Raw genomic sequence first — 18,651 nt, 5'->3', positions numbered from 1 at the left:
AAAAGCGCGGAAAAGCTGGACTTCAGTAGGTCCAGCTGAGGCGAAGCCCGAAGGTGCGCGGGCGCACGGGGGTCACCTGATCAACGGAGGCCAGGCTGAAGGGATTGCCGAAGGAAAAGGCATTGGCGCTGGAGTTGAGAAGATTGTCGACAAAGAGCGTGGCGTCCCACGCGCCTTTCGTGACCTCGAAGCGCACATCGGCGCGGTGGTAGGCGTCCGAGCGCCGGGGGGCTGTGGAATTGAACAAAAGGTCCGCCCCGCCGACGTGGCTATAGTCCACATCGATGGCGCCTTTGAAGCCGTGCCCAAGCGGGAAGCTTTTACGCGCGGCGACATTGAAGCTGAAGGCAGGCGCGCCGGGGAGCGGCTCACCCTGGGTGGCGCCCACAGTCGTGCCGAAGGGTGAGGACACATGGGTGAGGTCGGCATCGTGCCAGGCGATGCCGCCGGAGATTTCGAAGCCTTTGACCGGGCGGTAGTCGAACTCCAGCTCGGCGCCGAAGACGCGGCCATTGCCGACATTGCCGATGGTCGGCAGGCCTTGAGTATTATACTGGTCGGACTGGATATCGTTCCAGCGCGTATAGAAAACCGCGGCATTAAGCGCGAGCTGGTCATCAAGCAGATGTTGCTTGAGCCCGGCCTCGATATTGAGCGTGCGGTCCGGCTTGAAGGTGGTCAGCGCCGTCAGCGTGGTGTCGCCATCGCCTTCATCCTCATCCGCCGTCACGACCGTCGGGCCTTTGAGGTTGATGCCGCCAAGCCGGTAACCTTCGGACAGTTGAAGGTAATAAAGCCGGTGCTCGCTTTCCTGGAAACTGAAGATCAGCTTGGGCACGAAGCCGGTGCGCCGCTGGCGGCCGGAAGCTTCGCTCAGCCCGCCGATCCCGACATCATCGATAACCGATTCCGCGCGGTTCAGATAATAGAACCAGCGCAGGCCCCCAGTGATGCTGACGCGTTCGGTGAGGAAATAGGTGATCTCGCCAAACAGCGCGGCTTCATGCAGGTGGTCTGTCAGGTTTTCCGAATAGAGCGTGTCCGTGGGGCCATAGCCGGGGATGCTGGCGGAACCGGGTGTATCCAGCGTTGCGGCGATCTGTTCATCCCGGTGCGCGAGGTAAAAACCCGCCATCCATTCCAGCCGTCCGCTTGAGGTGGAGGTCAGGTGGGTTTCGTTGCTCAGCGTCTTGATATGCCGGTCGTCCTCATAGGTGCTGGGCGTGACCGGCAGGGTCGACAGGGCGGGGATGGCGAGCGAGGCGTCATAATAATTGTCCATGTCGCGGTCGAGCCAGCTGGTGTTGGAGACCAGGTCAAACCAGGGCAGGTGCGCCTCCACCGTCAGGTACGGGTTCATCAGCAGGTCGGTGCGCGGCTCCTGGACATAATTGTTCCGGTTATATTGGCCGAGCGCGCGGTTATAATAGCTGGTGTCCTCGGCGCTATGGTGCTGGATGTTGAAGCCTGCGGTGATCAGCCAGTCCTGGCCGACCTGCAGCCCCGCGGCGATGCGCCCGCCGGACAGTTCGGCATGGTTGACGTTCTTGAGGCCAAGGCGGATATCGTCGATATAGCCGCCGTTTTCGTCATTATAGGCCACCGCGCGCACTGCCAGCTTGTCCGAGATCACAGGCAGGTTGACCATGGCGGTGACGTCATTGGACGGCGTGCCGCCCTTGGTCAGCGAATAAGCCGCGGAGGCGGCGCTTTCGATCTTGGTGGAATTGGGTTTGTTGGTGACAAGCCGGTAAAGTCCACCCAGCGCGCCTGAGCCATAAAGCGTGCCCTGGGGTCCACGCAGGACCTCCACGGTGGCGAGGTCGACCAGCTTGAAGCTGGGCTCCGGCGCATTGTAGGTCATGCGCGAATAATCGAGATAGGTGGACACCAGCGATTGGGTGCGGCCGCTGAAGGCGCCGTCCGACAGCCCGCGGATGATCAGCTTGCTGCGGCTTTCGCCCTGGTCGGTGGCGGCGAGGCCGACGATATGGAGCGCTGCGGCCCCGGTGCCCGCGCCCGTCAGCCGGTTCAGCGTGGTGCGGGACGTGACCGAGATGGCATAGGGCAGGCGGTCGGCATAGTCGTTGCGCCGGGTCGTGGAAACCACGATTTCCTCAAGGTGCGGGCGTTCGGGCCGGACGGCCATGGCCTTGGCCGGTGCAGGCGCGTGCTTCGGCATATCCTTTGGCTTGCGGACGATCTTGACCGCATCATGGGCCAGAATTTCGAAACTATAGTTGCTGCCCTTCAGAAGCAGGGTCAGGCCGTCTTTCAGGCTGTAGCAGCCGGAAAGCGGCGTGCTATCGCCATCGCCATAATGGAGCGGCGGGCGCACCATGGAAATATCGGCCTGTTCGGCGAATTCGATCAGCGCGCGGGCGAGGGACATTTTGCCGATCTTGAAGCAGCCGGCCTCCCGCGCAACGGCGGGCGGTGTGACCAGCATCAGCGTCACCAGGGACACGGCAAGCCGCCGGGGCTTGGGGTGAAACCTTACAGGCAAGAGGCTGGGTCCTTAATCGGCTGGGCTGAGCACAATTTCCTTGTCGGTGCGCTCGATCTTGAGGTCAAGGCCACCAGCGAGTACTGCCAGTGCCGATTCCTGATCAGTCGTTTTAAGAACGCCGGAGAACCGTTCATCGCGAGCCTTGCCCACCACCCTGATCGGGGTCGTGTAATAGCGGTTTAAATCATCCACGACATCTATAAGCCGGGCGGCGTCATAATCCAAGAGGCCATGCTCCCACGACGTGACCGTGTTGGGGTCCACTTTGCTGACGGCGCCAGCCGTATGGCCTTCGTCGCGGCGGAACTGCAGGCCCGGCAACAGCCGTACCGGCGGGGCAATCTTCTTTGCGCTCGGCTCAGCCTTCGTGGGCGAGACCTCAACGATGCCGCGGGCGACCGTGACCTTCACGGCATCCGTCTGCCTTAGGATGTTGAAGACCGTGCCGACCACGCGGACGCTGTCGGAGCCGATATTGACATAGAAGGGACGCGTCTTGTTATGGGCGACGTTGAACAGCGCTTCGCCATACGCCAGCTCGGTCCGGCGGGCTTTTTCGCCAAAGCGCACGGTAAGCTTGGAATTGGTGTTGAGATGCACGGTGGTGCCGTCCGCCAGTTTGACCAGCCGCTGTTCGCCGCGGTTGGTGATGTAGGTCTGGACGGTTTCATCCGGTCCGCGGAAATTGCCAACCCCGAAGACGGCCAGGAAAAGCGCTGCGACCGCAGTGAGGGCCGTGATCATCATCTTACGGCGGCCGAAGCGGGCGCTGGCGTCGATAACCGTGGCCCCCTTGGGTGCGGCGTCGTCATTGGCAGGCTGGGCCGGGGCTTTGGCAGCCGGGGTTGCTGTGGCAGGCGCTTCAGCGATCGTGACCTCTGGCATAGCCGCCATGTCCATCATCATGTCTTCGATATGGTCATAGGCGAGGCGGTTTGCGTCATCCGCCTCCAGCCAGGCGGTAAAGTCCAGCCAATCAGCCTCGGTCGCCGTCTCATTGCTGAGACGGGCGTGCCACTGAGCTGCTTGCTCCAGGATCTTATCGCTTCGTTCCATGGCCATTCGGCGCTTTACCTTGGTTGCTTTCCGGCGCTGCTTTCCGGCAGCTAGTTAGAGTGTTCCACTTACATAGACGCCAAGCTGGATGTGTCACCCCCTCTCAGCGGATAAAAATTATCCGGCCGTCATCCACCGTCCTCCCGGTACACCTGCACAAGGTGCTTGAGCGCCTTGCTGACATGCTTCTCGATGGTGCCGGTGGAAACGCCGAAATGGGTGGCCGCGTCCTTGTAGGTCATGCCTTTGAGCTTGCAGGCCTTGAAGACTTCCTTGCACTGGGGCGGCAGGTCTTCGACCGCGGTCATGACCTTTTCCAGCGTGCGGCGGGCGTCCAGGCTTTCCTCGGCGTCGGGGACATCATGGACAGCTTCGATACCGGCCATGGTCACTGTACCCTCGGACCAGGCTTCATCCCGCAGCTTGCGGCGGACGTTTGCCTTGCGGTGATCGAAGGCCAAATTGTTGGCGGTGCGGTAGAGGAAGGCGCTCATGTTCTCGACCGGCGCGGAGATTTCGGCGCGTTCGAGCTTCAGATACATATCCTGGAGGATGTCCTCGGCGGTGCTTTCGCTCCTGAGGCGGGCCGTCAGGAAGCGTTTGAGCGCATCGCGCTGAGCGAGATACGCGTCAATCAGGCTGGATTTCACAGACCCATCCAAACCGCTATGGCTCCTGTTCCGGTCCCTAGGGACATCCACCCCTGATTGGTACACGCTTTTTGATTTATTTATCAATATCCCTGATCAAATTTTTGCAATTTTCTTCGGGGGTTAGTGGAGTGAAATGCTCTTCATTCCAAACATTTCTTGACGGCTCACGGTGCCTCAGGGATGATATAGCCCATGAGAAAAGAGGGATTTCTCATGCTTGGCGATGGTCTCGCCAGGGGCAGCTTAAGATGGTGCTACCCCTTTTTTCGAGGCCGCTGCTGGGAATTGGCCCACACCATTATTGGATGGGTGGGCATGGGGAAGTAGGGAAGAGCCTAGTATTTTTGTTGCTAGTCGATGCACCTGGATGGTCGGTCCGGGGGCTGCTGTGTCCCGAGTTTAAAATTGTCGGTTTTGAGTGCCTCGTACGTAAGGCTCCGCCCTCCTTTGTAGGAAATCTGTAACGCCAGAGATTTCGGGGAGGAAACCATGAACCATCACTATTCGCGCCTGACCAATGTTCGCGCGGGTTGGCACTTGTCAACCGTATCAGCGCTGACGCTTTTAGCTGCATTACCTGCTTTCGCGGCAGACGACGCCGAGCAAACAACGGCCAAAAAATCCGATAAAGACCAGGTCTATCTGGAAGAAATTCTGGTGACGTCCCAGCGGAAGTCGGAAAGCCTGCAGGATGTGCCTGTGGCCGTAACCGCGCTTGACGGTGCCGCGCTTGAAAAACACCAGATTGAGACAGCGTCTGACCTTCAGTTCCAGACGCCGAACGTGACATTTTCAAAATCGAACTTTACCGATTCCAACTTCCAGATCCGCGGCATCGGCAACGCGCTTGTGGCCGCATCGTCGGACTCAGGTGTCGGTATTCATATCAACGACGTGCCGGTCAACGCACCGCGCCTGTTTGAAGCCGAATATTTCGATATCGAACGGATCGAAATCCTGCGCGGTCCGCAGGGCACGCTGTTTGGCCGGAACTCGACGGGCGGCACGGTGAACGTTATCACCAAAAAGCCGACCGACGAGCTGGAAGGCTCGGGCGAGTTCGAGTATGGCAACTTCAACAGCGTCAAGGCCAAGGGGATGATCAACGTGCCCTTCGGCGGTGAAAAGGGTGCCTTCCGCCTGGCTGGCGTCTATGTCAACCGCGACGGCTATACCGAGAACCTGGCGGCAACCAGCAGCAACGGCCTGAGCAGCCGTATCGATGGCCGCAACCTTTATTCGGTGCGCGGGTCCATCCGGCTGGAGCCCAGTGACAATACGTCGGTCAACCTGATGGCTTCCTACTTCAAGGAGGATGACAACCGGGCAAGAAGCCAGAAGCAGCTTTGCCACCGTGATCCGACCGGTGTGCTGGGCTGTTTGCCGGACTCTCTCGGTTATGACACGGCGAATGCTAACTCGACCCTTGTCGGCGTGCTGACATCGTCCGAATTCCTCAATGCTATCGGCTTCGGCATTCCGGTGGCACCGGGTGTCACGCTCGGCGACCTGCTGGCCGCGGGCAGTGTGGCCGGGCCGGACGCCAATGCCAGCAACATCAACCCGAAAAATATGCGGCAGGTCTATACGGATTTCGAGCCGGTCTACAAGACCGACGAAACCATGGCGACCCTGCATATCGAGCATGAGTTCGACAAGGGCTCCCTGTCGCTGATTGGCGGGTATCAGAAAACCAACCTGATCTCGCAGGAAGACTATAATATGAACACCAACCCGGCGCAGGCGGTGCCGATCGGGCTGGCGTATCTGAACCCGACGGCCTACGCCCAGTTCTATTCGGGCGGGACCTGGCCGATTTCCTCCGTGGCGCCTGGCCATGTGGGTGTGATCGGCGGCAATATCTTCGCCAATGTCAACTCGCCGGCCTTCAGCTATGACCAATCCAGCATGAATGCGGAACAGTGGTCGGCCGAAGCGCATTACACCTCGCATCTGGACGGCAAGTTCAACTTCCTCCTCGGCGCCACCTACCTCGATTACTCCTCGACGGTGGATTATTATGTGATTGCCGCTGGGCTTGATTATGTCTCCTTCATCCTGCCGGGGACTGACGGTGCGGCCATGGCGACGCCTTATTACCAGAGCGAGACCAACTATTACGGCCTCAAGAGCTGGGCGCTGTTTGGCGAGGTCTATTATGACGTCACCGACAACTTCAAGCTGACGGGTGGCCTCCGGTACACCAATGACGAAAAGTCCCTCAAGGACCGTCAGCCGCTCTATACCGCGCCGGTGGCGATCGGGACGAGCGATGCCTCCTCGTCGCTTCCGGCCTTCCGGGACGACAAGATCACCTTCAAGGAGTTCACGGGCCGCTTGGTTGCCGAGTGGCGTCCTCAGGATGGGCGCATGTTCTACGCGTCCTATTCGCGCGGCTACAAGGGCGGTGGTTTCAACCCGCCGAGCTTCAGCGGCGCCTTCGCCCCCACGTTCGAACCTGAATTCATCAACGCCTTCGAAGTCGGCACCAAGAACACCTTCATGGATGGCCGCCTGACCGCCAACCTTGCCGGTTTCTACTATGACTACAAAGGCTTGCAGGTATCGAAGATCGTGGACCGGACGTCGGTCAACGAGAATATCGATGCCAAGATCTGGGGTCTCGAGAGCGAGTTTGTCGCAGCGCTGTCCAGTGAGTTCGTCACCAACCTCAGTGTCTCGTATCTGCATACCAAGATTGGCGATACCTCGTCAGCCGACCCGCGGGACCCGTCGGGCGGTGTGGCGGATTCGATCATCGTCAAGGACCTGTCGAACGGCTCCAACTGCGTGGTGCTCCTCAATGGCGCCCCGGCACCGATCAGCACGGTCGATATCCCGAATGTGGCGGCTGCGGGGGCTTTCAGCTTCTGTGACGCGCTCGCGGCTTCCCTGCCGGCACCCTATGAGGTGAAGGCAGGAGGTGTGGATGTCAGCCTCAAGGGCAATGAGCTGAGGCAGGCCCCGAAATGGCAGATCAACCTGGGTGGTCAATATACCCATGACTTCAACAACGGGATGACCTTCATGGCCCGGGCCGACTATTACTGGCAGAGCAGCATGTGGGGCCGCATCTTCAACACACCGGCGGACAAAATCTCGTCCTTCGATGTGCTGAACCTTCAGGCCAAGCTTTCTGGTAATGACGACCGCTGGTACGTGAAGGCCTTCGTCCGGAACCTGCTCAACAGCGACAATGTGACAGGCATGTATCTGACCGACCCGTCGTCGGGCCTTTACACCAACCTGTTCACGCTGGAGCCGCGCCGCTTCGGTGTGGCTGTCGGGTTCAAGTTCTAAAGTACCCGCGTCACGACAGACAGAACAGCCACCCTGCGGGGTGGCTGTTTTCATGTGGGGGGCCTTGTGTGACGGCGGCTGCATTCCTATCTCCTAGGAAACAGCCAAACAGTGATGAGGCCCCGTGATGAGTACGATGATCGTTGCCTGCCCCAATTGCAGCGCCAAGAACCGGATGCCGGTTTCGCGCCTCGATGAAGGGGGAAAATGCGGCAAGTGCGGCAGCCCGATGTTTAAGGGCAAGCCGGTGGCGCTGACCGCCAGCAATTTTGACGCCCACGCCAGCGCGGACCTGCCGCTTGTCGTGGATTTCTGGGCCGCCTGGTGTGGCCCGTGCCGTTCCATGGCGCCGGTGTTCGAAGCCGCCGCCCAGGCGTTCGAACCCCATGCCCGTTTCGCCAAGGTGGACAGCGATGCCGAACCGCATCTGTCAGCCCGCTACAATATCCGCTCGCTGCCGACGCTGGCGATCTTCCACAAGGGGCGTGAAATTGCCCGCCAGGCCGGTGCGATGCCGCCCGCCATGCTGAAACAGTGGCTGGAAGCCAACCTGCCGCAGGTGCCCGCAGCCTAACGCTGGTATGGCAGGCGTGTCTACCCCGCGCCTGCCGGTTCTTAGCGGTGCCAGACCTGCCAATAGCGGAAATCAAGCACCAGCTCCTGGCGCGTCAGCACATCGGCGCCGAGCATGAGGAGGTTGGCGTTCATATAGCCGGTCACCTCCTTGACGGGGAGCTTGGTAATGCCGACAGCAATGTCCCCAACGTGCCAATTACCGATCTGCACATCATGCAGGATTTTTGCCTGCACACTCCGCACCTCGTTGATCAGCCCCTCGGACACCGAAATCTTATGGGTGGGGGGATGCTTATAGAGGCCAGGAAAAAGTGCCTCGGCGGCGTGCCAGCCCATTAGGCTGTGGTTGATCCCCGAAGCGATGACAACATCGAAGGGGACACCTTGGATCTTCGTTTCCAGCACGATGGCGCCGTATTTGTTGGCATGGCCCGTCACCAGCTTCCAGCCGTTTTGGGAAAACTTGCCGTCATTGGGATAGAAGCCCAGAGTTTTTCGCTTCGGGTCGAGATGGATAAGACGGTTGGCATAGGCCCGGTAACCGATGGCGCCTATGGGGCCGGTCGTGTTCGGGAAAATAGCCACCCACTGGTTTTCAAGCGGTAGCGTGCCAAGCTTCATGGAGTGAACGATGGTGGCAGGCAATTTCAATTGGCTTGAAGTCGCAAAGGCCCGGATAGCGGTCTTGTTGACGACGGAGAGGCCAAGCCGTGCGACTTCACTGTTGGTCATGCCAACGAAGTGAGTTGCCGTATCCAGGAGGTAATAGACCGTTTTTTCGTTCGGGAGAAGGACCGGCAGCATGATGCGGTGTTCAGCATCATAGCGGTAAGGAACCACGATCCCCTGGGACGCGGCCTGCGCGGGCAGGCCTGGGCTTGCCAGCAAGGCGGACAGGCCTGCCAGGCAGCCATAAAGCCACTGTTTATACCCCATATCTCCCCCCATTATTCTGCCCGTTCAACCCTAAGGTATCATTTGATCAACTGATATGTCGAGCGTGGTTTGATGGGATGTATCTGTATAACAGCTTGAAAAACTGGGCATTAACGGCATGATTTGGAGATGCGAGTAGCATCTGTGAGGTATGGGGGCGCGTGTGGCGGTTGAAAGTGGTCAAATCGAAAACCTGGTGTTCGAAGGCGGTGGCGTCCGCGGCATTGCGTATGCGGGCGCGGTCACGGCGCTGGAGGCCCATGGGCTGCTTTCAGGGGTGAAACGGGTCGCTGGCACCTCCGCTGGCGCCTTTATGGCCCTGTTGCTCAGCCTCGGCTATACGCCGGAGGAAGCGCGGGTGGCGCTCAGGTCCCTGCATTTCGAAACGCTTGAGGACAAGCCGAACCCGGTCCGGATCGCTACCCATTATGGGCTTTATAAGGGCGAGGTCCTGTATGACTGGATTGCGCAGCAGTTGACGCGGAAGGGCTTACCCGCCGATCTGACGTTTGAAGCGCTCGCCCACCATGGCGGGCGCGACCTGCGGGTGTTCGCGACCGACCTCAATATCTGCAATACGCGGGAATTCTCCGCGGAGAAGACGCCCGGGGCCCCGGTGGTCGGGGCGGTACGGGCTTCCATGTCGATCCCGCTTATGTATGCCGCCTGGCAGTTCCCGAACGGTATCCCGGACGATCATATCTATGTGGATGGCGGCACGGTCTATAACTATCCCATCAATGCTTTTGACGGTGATGATGGGGTAAACGACAGGACGCTGGGGTTCAGCTTCATCAGCCATGAAGGTGCGCGCGCGCCGAGCAACCTGGGTACCGGCGAGCTGTTCGACTTTAGCCGCAGCCTGTTTGCCGCGATCATGCGGGCACAGGTGATCGATTTCGATCTGAACCCGGCGGTGATCCGGCGGACCGTGCGGATTGATGACCTCGGCTATAAAGCCACCGACCTCAGCCTGTCGCCCGAAGGCTTCAATCAGCTCTTCAGTTCCGGCCATGAGGCGACCCTCCGTTACCTTGGAAACGGGCAGGGAGCCGCCTGAGCTTCTTTAAAAGTTCAAACATGAAGTCTGGACAAGTGCAACTATGGTTGGATAACCTCTCTTTCAGATAGCAACCCATACCGACGTTGTGGGACGGGGTATTGACCGGTGTTGCGCACATATGAGGGGGACACGCATGACGTCATCTGCGGGTAAGGGTAGTTCGTCTGGTTTCAAATATACGCGGCCAGGTCCTGTTGCTCAGTTTTTCATTTCTTTAGTCGTTCAGCGGGTCATCCCGACAGTTTTTGGGCTTCTTCGGCGTTTCGCGCCGGTCTTCCGCTTTCCCTTCACCAACACGGTTCTTGTCACCAGCTTCGACTATGTCCAGGAAGTCTGTGCGCGCCATAACGACTTCACGGTGCCGTATCAGCGCCAGGTCGATCATCTGGACTGGGTGCCGACCTTCCTGCTCGCCATGAAGGATACCCCGGCCTACTGGGAGACCATGAAGCAGGTTAAGGCGCTGTGGCGTACCGAAGACCTGGCCTTCGTGCGGGAGATCGCCAAGGACGTGAGCGAGAACGCGCTCGACAAGGCCGGGGACCGCATCGATGCGATCCAGGAACTGATGGTGCCGGTGACTGAGGCTGTGATCGGCCGCTATTATGGCGTGTCGATCCCCGCAGACATCCGGCAAGACTTTTTCGACGGCGCCATGTATCTCGCGGGCTTCCTGTTCGGGTCACAGAATATGACACCGGCAAGCATCGCCAAGGCGCAAAGTGCCGTCGCGGTCGTCTGGGAAGTGATCGATGCGTCCATTGCGGCCGCGCACAAGACCCCGCTGCCGGACAATACCATCATCGGCCGCTGCATCGCGGACAAGGTCACGGATGACAAGCATCTGCGCTCCTACCTCATGGGCATGATCCTCGGCTACCTGCCGACCAACACCATCGCCAACGGTCATGCGCTCGGCGTCATCATGAACAATGCCGACGGCTACAAATACGGTGTCGCTGCCGCCGAGAAGGGCGACTATGACATGGTCCTGAAGGTGGTGCATGAATCGCTCAGGATCAGCTATATCCTGCCGGGCCTGTGGCGCACCACGTCGGAAGACCAGGAACTCGGTCTCGGCACCGGCAAGAGCCACAAGATCGCCAAGGGACGGATGATCTATTTCTCGTTGATGTCGGCGATGATGGATAGCCGCCGGATTCCGGATCCGAACCGCTTCGACCCGAACCGGCCGCGCGACGTCTACATGATCTACGGCTACCAGTTCCACTATTGTGTGGGCGCGGCCATTGCCGATGTCATGATGGAGGAAATCTTCATGGCGCTTCTGCGCCGCGCGCCGAAACAGGCGGGCAAGGTGCAGTATAACGGCAACTTCATTTGGAACATGCCGCTTAGCTACAAAAACTGACGGAGGCTCTATGCCGCTGGTACCGATACGTTTCGCCGGGAAAGCCATCCCGATGACCGTGATCACGCCGGTCAGGCGCTGGATGCGCCTGCCCACGCGTGTGATCCTCTTCATTTTCCAGCATCTGCCGCTTGGGGTCGTCCAGCAGTTGGCCTTCATCCATTTCGCCCGCTGGATCCTGATCCGCGGGGATAGGCTGCCTCGGCTTGACCCGGACCAGCCGCAGGAAGACTGGCCCTATGACATCTATGCCTTCACCACCAACTTCAACGGGCCGTGGGACCAGTATATCGATGCCTTCGGGCGCATTAAGGCGGTCAGCAAGGGCCTGAATATGCTGTGGTACACCAGCGCCGGGTTCCCGGGGCCGTGGCCGATGCGGCTGTTCAAGCGCTATATCCATTATTTCGAGGTGCCGGTGGACCTTTACTATAACGCCTATCCGGGGGCGACGGTGCGGGACATTGACGGCGCCCTCAAGCTTCAGGCGCCGCTTCAGGATTTCCTCACCCAAACCGAAGATGAAATGGACGACGCCGAGTTTGCCGCCCACTTCAAGGCATTCGCTGACAAAGCCGCGCCCATGCTTGGCAAAACCGGGTCTGAGCCGGAACGGTCCAGCCTGAAGCACCGTGCCCGCCCGCGGGAGTTCAGCCAATGACCGCGCATAGCTTCCTCACGGCGCTGTCGCCGATTGAATATCGCCATGATGACCCGGATGGCCGCCTGGCCGACATTCGGGAGGTGATCCTCCGGCATGAACAGGACGACAGCCCGTTCCAGAATTGCCCGATGGCGCACATGGTGCGGCTGCAACTGATCGACCAGCTGACCCCGCCGATGGGCGATGTCTCCGGCAAGCAGCTCAAGACAAAGTATCTGTTCTTCGTGGCGGACATCGATGGCCGCGTCGACGATTTCCTCGATTGCCTTTACCGCACCGACGCGGACTTCGTGCAGGCCGTGTGGGGCCGCTGTCTCGGCTACCCGGCCTATAAGGGGGCGGTCTTCTTCCGGCGCTATATCAGCCGCTGCATGTTCACGGACCCACTCGGGTATGCCGGGTTCCCGGCCTCGGTCGGCGAAATGCTCAAGGCCCTTGCCAACAAGCAGGCGCTGGCGGACTGGATCGGCCAGCATCAGGGGCTGAGCGACGCCGAACTCCAGAAGGCCTGGCGGCGTGACCGCGACCGCTTCATCCATCCCGATGTCCCCGCACCTGGAAACTTCTGATGACCAATCATTCCATTATCGACACCAAAGACGTTCAGGCGCTTTTCCGGGGCATTGGCCTGCATTGGCCCAAGGGGCGCTTTTTCTTCTGCCGGTATGAGGACGACGCGGCCGGTCGCAAGCTGCTGAAGCGCCTGGGGCCGTTGACCTCGTTCCACGCGCTCAAGCAAAAACCCAATGTGGTTGTGAACGCGGCCTTTAACCACGCCGGGCTTGATATGCTCAAGCTCGACAATGACATCCTCAACAGCCTGCCGGACGATTTCACCGACGGGATGCGCCGCCGGGCGGACATCAATGGCGACACGGGCGAAAGCGACCCGGCACTGTGGGATGACATCTGGAAAGAAGACATCGTCCACCTTTGGGTGGGGGTCTATGCCACCGATGAGATTCATCTGAATGCCTGGTGCGATGATTTCACCAGCTGGGTTGAAGCAGCGGATGGCGCCAGCATTGTCGGCCAGCAGGATGTCAGCCGTATCGTGTCCGACAAGGATGTGCCGGTCTATATCGACGACCCTGGAAGCCAGCCTCAACACCCCGTGCTCCTCGAACATTTCGGCTTCCGGGACGGCATGGGAAATCCGGCGATCAAGGGGCTTATCGAGAAACATCTGGACGGTGCAGGCGCGCTTGACCCTGAAGGCAACTGGAGCGCGTTGGCCACGGGCGAATTCCTGCTGGGCCATGTCGATGGGCATGGGGAGATGCCGGTGGCGCCACTTCCGGAAGCATTCGCCTACAATGGCTCCTTCCTTGTCCTCAGAAAGCTCGCGCAGGATGTGGACCTGTTCCGCGGCTATCTGACCGAACAGGCGGGCAAGCTCGGTGACAATGCCGATGATATCGCCGCGCGCATGGTCGGCCGCCGCCGGGATGGCACGCCGCTCATCAAGGGCAAGAACGACTATGACTTCACCTATGCCGGGGACCCGGAAGGCCGCGTATGCCCGATGGGCGCGCATCTGCGCCGGGCCAACCCGCGGGATTCGTTCGGCGCCCAGTTCGGCTCGGCGCTGGTGGACCGTCACCGTATCCTTAGGCGCGCCATTACCTACGGTGAGCTTGTGCCCCATGGGAAAACCCAGGAGGAGGTCAACGGCAAAGCCGGGCAGGGGCTGATCTTCCTGGTGCTCAATGCCAGCATCAGCCGCCAGTTCGAGTTCGTCCAGCAGCAGTGGATCAACTACGGCAACGATTTTGACCAGGGCAATGACAGCGACCCGATCACGGGTTTGCAAAATGGCGATGGCCAGATGGTGATCCCTGGCGACGGTGACCGGCAGACGATGATCTGTGATGAGCTGAAGCAGTTTGTCAGTTGCCGGGGCGGGGATTATTTCTTCCTGCCCGGCATCAATGCCTTCAAGGCGCTGGCAAGCGAATCCAAAGGCTGGCGGCGGTAAGCTCTTCGCCTTATTTGGGGCTCACATTAAACACCTTCGGGCGGATCATCTGCTCGGGGGTGTTTTCTTTCGTGTGTCGTTCTCTGATGTCACGGACATTATGGGGGCGGGGACATACAGGAAGCGGAGCGGTGTTATGGCCGGGGCGCCTGAGTAACGATCTCTCAGGGGGGGCGCCCCGGCAGTAACGGTATTTTGGGCGGACAGGCGGCACACCGCCGGTCTCTTCATCTACCTGGGGGAATGAACGATCAGTCGTTCATCTTCGCCTGTTCGATGGTCATTTGCCCCGGCATCATGTTGACGTTGGCATTGTGCATGACCCAAAGCGAGCCAGCCACCACGATCGAGATGATGAAACCGGTCAGCAGCAAGATAACCGTGTTCCGGCGCTGCCCCGGCTTGGCGCCGATGTTCAGGAAGCACATGACCTGCACGATCAGCTGGATTTCAGCGGAAACCGAGATCACGGTGAGGATATCGTCCTTCGGGACGTAGCCACCCATGACAGCGGCGAAGGAGATCGCGGTCAGGATAAGCGACAGAACAAAGCCGACGATAAGCGGCTTCATCGAGCCGTGGCCGTCATCGGCCATATGGGTATGAGCTTCAGCAGACATCAGAGCACCCCGCGCAGATAAACAAAGGTGAAGACACAGACCCAGACGAGGTCCAGGAAGTGCCAGAACATGCTGAGGCAGGTCAGCCGGCGGCGGACGGTGCCGTCGAGGCCGAAGTGCCACGTCTGGTGCATCATCACAGCCAGCCACAAGAGGCCCGCGCTCACGTGGAGGCCGTGGGTGCCGACGAGCGTGAAGTAGGACGACAGGAAGGCACTGCGGTCCGGTCCCGTGCCGTCAGCGATCAGGTGGGCGAATTCGCGCACTTCCATGCCGACAAAGCCGAGGCCGAGGACGAAGGTCACAGCCAGCCAGCCCAGCACCATATTCTTGCGGTTATGGTGCATCCCGTAAGCGGCGACACCGAAGGTGAAGCTGCTGACTAGGAGGAGCAGGGTTTCAACCGCCACATACGGCAGGTCGAAGATTTCGCGGCCCGTCGGACCCCCGGCATAGTTATGCTCCAGCACGCCGAACGTGGCGAACAGTGATGCGAAGATGAGGCAATCGCTCATTAGGTAGAGCCAGAAACCCAGGGTCGTGGTCGAGCCGTCGTCATGGGAATCGTGTTCGAGATCTATCTCTTCGACAGGCTCGAAGGCTGAGGGGTAAAGAGGTGCGTTCATGCGTTGCTCACCTTCAGTTGCAGAGCAGCCAGGTGCTCTTTCTCGATGCGTTCGACCTCAGCCGCGGGCACGTAATAGTCAACGTCGCGGTTATAGGTCCGGGCGATAAAGGTTCCGATGATCCCAACGAGGCCGATCAGAGCGACAGCCCACATGTGCCAGACAAGCGCGAAGGACAGGATGAAACCGAAGGCCGACATGATCACGCCAACCGAGGTGTTCTTCGGCATGTGAATGTCCGTGTAGGGTTCGGTTACCTGGCCAACGCGGCCGTTTTCCTTGTCATCCCAATGCTGTTCCAGCGAGGTGATGTTCGGGATATGGGCGAAGTTGTAGAAAGGCGCCGGCGAAGAGGTACCCCATTCGAGGCTGCGGGCGTTCCACGGGTCGCCGGTGACATCGCGGTTTTTCTCGCGGTCACGGACGCTGATCGCCAGCTGGATGATGTTGGTGAAGATACCCATGCCGATGATGGCCGCACCGATAAGTGCAACGATCAGGTAGGGGTGCCACGCGGCGACATCATAGTGGTTCATGCGGCGGGTCATGCCCATCAGGCCGAGGATATAGAGCGGCGTGAAGGCGAGCCAGTAACCGACGAACCAGCACCAGAAGGAAATCTTGCCCCAGAACTCATTCAGCTTGAAGCCGAAGACTTTCGGGAACCAGAAGTTCATACCGGCAAGGCAGCCGAAGACAACGCCGCCGATGATGACGTTGTGGAAGTGCGCCACCAGGAACAGGCTGTTGTGGAGGACGAAGTCAGCCCCCGGAACAGCCAGCAGAACGCCGGACATGCCGCCAACCGCGAAGGTCACCATGAAACCAATGGTCCACAGCGTCGGGGTATGGTAGCGGACGCGGCCGCGATACATGGTGAACAACCAGTTGAACAGCTTCACGCCGGTCGGGATCGAGATGATCGAGGTCATGATACCGAAGAAGGCGTTGACGTTCGCGCCGGAGCCCATGGTGAAGAAGTGGTGCAGCCACACGAGGAAGGCCATCAGGCCGATCGCGCAGGTGGCGTAAACCATCGACTTGTAGCCGAACAGCGGCTTGCCGGAGAAGGTCGCAATGACTTCCGAGAAGACACCGAAGCAAGGCAGGATCAGGACGTACACTTCAGGGTGACCCCATACCCAGATGAGGTTGATGTACATCATCGCATTGCCACCAAGCTCGTTGGTGAAGAAATGCATCCCGAGGTAACGGTCAGCGGCCAGCATGGCCAGGGTCGCGGTCAGGATCGGGAAGATGGCGACGATCAGGATGTTGGTCACGAGCGCGGTCCAGGTGAAGACCGGCATGTCCATCAGCTTCATGCTGGGGGCACGCATCTTCATGATGGTGGCCACGAAGTTAACCCCGGCGAGTGTCGTTCCTAGCCCTGAAATCTGAAGCGCCCAGATATAATAATCCATGCCCACTGTTGGACTGTAGCCAAGCTCCGTCAGCGGCGGATAGCCCACCCAACCGGCCGCGGCGAAGTCACCGATCCACATGGAACACATGATCAGGATACCGCCTGCGACCGAAAGCCAGAACCCGAGCGAGTTCAGGAACGGGAAGGCCACGTCGCGGGCGCCGATCTGAAGCGGGACAACGGCGTTCATCAGGCCGAGGATGAAAGGCATCGCCACGAAGAAGATCATGATCACGCCGTGGGCGGTGAAGATCTGGTCATAGTGGTGCGGCGGCAGGAAGCCCGCGTGCCCGTTGGCGGCGATCGCCTGCTGGGTCCGCATCATGATGGCGTCGGCAAAGCCACGGAGCAGCATGACGAAGCCGAAGGCGAAATACATCACGCCGATTTTCTTGTGGTCTACACTGGTGAACCACTCGGACCACAGGTAGCCCCATTTTTTGAAATAGGTGATGAGGCTGAGGACGAGGATGCCGCCCAGGACTACAACGACGCCAGTTCCCATGATGATGGGTTCATGCCAGGGAACGGCGTCCAGGGTGAGTTTACCAAACATCAGCGGTTGTCTCCGACGTTTTGCGCCGAGGCCACATGGGTGTCCTCAGCGTGGTTGAGAGCGGTCGACGGCTTCTTGGGGGCCATGGGAGCCATGAAGGTGTCGACGATGTTTTTAAACAGGTGCGGTGTGACATTTCCGTAGATGGTCACAGGGTCCTTCCGGCTCGGCTTCGTAAGCGCCGCATAGGTCTGCGGGTCGAGCGACACAGTCGACTGGTGCGCTTTGGCAATCCATTGCTTGAATGCCTGCCCATCCATGGCGAGCGTGTTGAAGTGCATGTCAGCAAAGCCAGGGCCGCTGAAGGAAGCGGACATGCCGCGGTAGGTGCCCGGTTCGTCGGCGATCAGGTGCAGTTTCGTCTGCATCCCGGCCATCGTGTAAACCTGGGTGCCAAGCCGCGGGATGAAGAAGGAGTTCATGATCGATTCCGACGTGAGGCGGAAATTGATCGGCGTCCCGGTCGGGATGGCGAGCTGGTTGACCGACGCCACACCATAGTCAGGGTAGATGAACAGCCACTTCCAGTTCAGGGACACGACATCGACCCGGACCGGCTTAACCTGGGAGTCCAGCGGGCGGTATGGGTCCAGCGTGTGGGAGGTGCGCCAGATCAGAACACCGAGGATCCCGACAATAATGCAGGGAATGATCCAGACGATGGCTTCGATCTTTGTGGAATGGGCCCACTTGGGCGCGTAGGTCGCATTGGTGTTGCTTGCCCGGTAGCGCCACGCAAACCACAAGGTCAGGAGGATCACCGGAATGACCACCAACAACATATAACCTAGGGACTGAAGGATCAGGCCCTTTTCTTCAACCCCGATCGGTCCTTTCGGATCGAGAAGGTCGTACTGCTGACAACCGGCGAGCGGCAGCAGCAGGAGTGCGAAAGCCGCCCGACTGAGCGAACTAGATACTTTAGCGAACATGACATGGTTCCTACATGTTATGTATGAACCCCCGCCCCCATATAGCGATATCCATGATTCGACGGCCGTTTACCTGCATTTTGTATGCATGTAAAGACCATACATTAAATTAACATGCAAATCGGCGTGGCTTGGGCGGTTGCAAGCAGGCGAAGTAGCACGTCAAATATCGCATATATGGTTAATAAACCATGGTAATATCATGATCGCGTGACGAGTCACAGCCTTGAGAAGGGTCTCAAAACCTGCGTCATTGCGAGTAGGGAAGAGCTTTCAAAAAGCGCGATACAAGTGAAATTTTAGAAGAAAACACCATACAAACACGCAATAATGTATGCGTATTAACATACGAAAATGGCTTAAATGTATGGGTTCCCGGCTGTG

At 59.2% G+C, this 18,651-nt stretch carries 15 protein-coding genes; 7 read left to right on the top strand and 8 right to left on the bottom strand.

Annotation, left to right across the window (positions count from 1 at the left end):
- Positions 1-22: 22 nt before the first annotated feature.
- From K6118_RS09600 to K6118_RS09590, 3 genes are all read right to left on the bottom strand, one after another.
- On the bottom strand, positions 23-2,506 hold the full coding sequence (locus K6118_RS09600) for a TonB-dependent receptor (RefSeq protein WP_247120132.1): 2,484 nt from the start codon (positions 2,504-2,506) through the stop codon (positions 23-25).
- A gap of 12 nt (positions 2,507-2,518) precedes the next feature.
- Positions 2,519-3,571: a FecR family protein gene (locus K6118_RS09595; RefSeq protein ID WP_247120131.1), complete on the bottom strand. Its 1,053-nt coding sequence runs from the start codon at positions 3,569-3,571 to the stop codon at positions 2,519-2,521.
- A gap of 122 nt (positions 3,572-3,693) precedes the next feature.
- Entirely contained in the window at positions 3,694-4,215 is a 522-nt protein-coding gene (locus tag K6118_RS09590) for an RNA polymerase sigma factor (RefSeq protein WP_247120130.1), read from the bottom strand.
- 492 nt (positions 4,216-4,707) lie between these two features.
- Between K6118_RS09590 and K6118_RS09585 the strand changes: the two genes are divergently transcribed.
- Complete coding sequence (locus K6118_RS09585; protein ID WP_247120129.1) at positions 4,708-7,518, top strand: TonB-dependent receptor; 2,811 nt, start codon at positions 4,708-4,710, stop codon at positions 7,516-7,518.
- A gap of 136 nt (positions 7,519-7,654) precedes the next feature.
- Positions 7,655-8,092, top strand: coding sequence for a thioredoxin TrxC (gene trxC, locus K6118_RS09580; RefSeq protein ID WP_425531546.1), 438 nt, complete (start codon positions 7,655-7,657; stop codon positions 8,090-8,092).
- Between the two features lie 41 nt (positions 8,093-8,133).
- Here trxC and K6118_RS09575 read toward each other — a convergent pair whose 3' ends face one another.
- Positions 8,134-9,030 carry a pepsin/retropepsin-like aspartic protease family protein gene (locus K6118_RS09575; protein ID WP_247120127.1) on the bottom strand — a complete coding sequence of 299 codons (897 nt, stop codon included), beginning with the start codon at positions 9,028-9,030 and terminating at the stop codon, positions 8,134-8,136.
- A 163-nt stretch (positions 9,031-9,193) separates the two neighbouring features.
- On the opposite strand from K6118_RS09575, the gene K6118_RS09570 reads away from it, so the two are divergent.
- The 5 genes from K6118_RS09570 (at position 9,194) to K6118_RS09550 (ending at position 14,107) form a co-directional block, all read left to right on the top strand.
- On the top strand, positions 9,194-10,090 hold the full coding sequence (locus tag K6118_RS09570; protein ID WP_247120126.1) for a patatin-like phospholipase family protein: 897 nt from the start codon (positions 9,194-9,196) through the stop codon (positions 10,088-10,090).
- Between the two features lie 136 nt (positions 10,091-10,226).
- Positions 10,227-11,465, top strand: coding sequence for a cytochrome P450 (locus K6118_RS09565; protein ID WP_247120125.1), 1,239 nt, complete (start codon positions 10,227-10,229; stop codon positions 11,463-11,465).
- Positions 11,466-11,475: 10 nt separating this feature from the next.
- A complete protein-coding gene (locus K6118_RS09560; protein ID WP_247120124.1) occupies positions 11,476-12,126 on the top strand; it encodes a hypothetical protein in 651 nt (216 codons plus the stop codon).
- Positions 12,123-12,698 (top strand): hypothetical protein, encoded by a 576-nt coding sequence (locus tag K6118_RS09555; RefSeq protein ID WP_247120123.1) that lies wholly within the window; start codon positions 12,123-12,125, stop codon positions 12,696-12,698. Before K6118_RS09560 ends, K6118_RS09555 begins: the two co-directional genes overlap by 4 nt.
- Positions 12,698-14,107 (top strand): Dyp-type peroxidase, encoded by a 1,410-nt coding sequence (locus tag K6118_RS09550; protein WP_247120122.1) that lies wholly within the window; start codon positions 12,698-12,700, stop codon positions 14,105-14,107. The genes K6118_RS09555 and K6118_RS09550 overlap by 1 nt, the downstream gene beginning before the upstream one ends.
- Positions 14,108-14,358: 251 nt before the next feature.
- Here the strand turns inward: K6118_RS09550 and cyoD are convergent, their stop codons facing one another.
- The 4 genes from cyoD to cyoA are packed head-to-tail and all read right to left on the bottom strand — an operon-like array spanning position 14,359 to position 18,267.
- The gene (gene cyoD, locus K6118_RS09545) at positions 14,359-14,727 is read right to left on the bottom strand and encodes a cytochrome o ubiquinol oxidase subunit IV (protein ID WP_247120121.1); all 369 of its coding nucleotides are present in this window, start codon (positions 14,725-14,727) and stop codon (positions 14,359-14,361) included.
- Positions 14,727-15,353 carry a cytochrome o ubiquinol oxidase subunit III gene (cyoC, locus tag K6118_RS09540; RefSeq protein WP_247120120.1) on the bottom strand — a complete coding sequence of 209 codons (627 nt, stop codon included), beginning with the start codon at positions 15,351-15,353 and terminating at the stop codon, positions 14,727-14,729. The genes cyoD and cyoC overlap by 1 nt, the downstream gene beginning before the upstream one ends.
- Positions 15,350-17,335 carry a cytochrome o ubiquinol oxidase subunit I gene (cyoB, locus tag K6118_RS09535; RefSeq protein WP_247120119.1) on the bottom strand — a complete coding sequence of 662 codons (1,986 nt, stop codon included), beginning with the start codon at positions 17,333-17,335 and terminating at the stop codon, positions 15,350-15,352. The genes cyoC and cyoB overlap by 4 nt, the downstream gene beginning before the upstream one ends.
- Entirely contained in the window at positions 17,335-18,267 is a 933-nt protein-coding gene (cyoA, locus tag K6118_RS09530; protein WP_247120118.1) for a ubiquinol oxidase subunit II, read from the bottom strand. The genes cyoB and cyoA overlap by 1 nt, the downstream gene beginning before the upstream one ends.
- Positions 18,268-18,651 lie beyond the last annotated feature (384 nt).

It is taken from the genome of Kordiimonas marina (genome assembly GCF_023006325.1).
In the GTDB taxonomy this organism is placed as follows: Bacteria; Pseudomonadota; Alphaproteobacteria; order Sphingomonadales; family Kordiimonadaceae; genus Kordiimonas; species Kordiimonas marina.
Note: the sequence above shows the minus strand (reverse complement) of the source record. Positions and strands in the feature narration are given on the sequence as shown.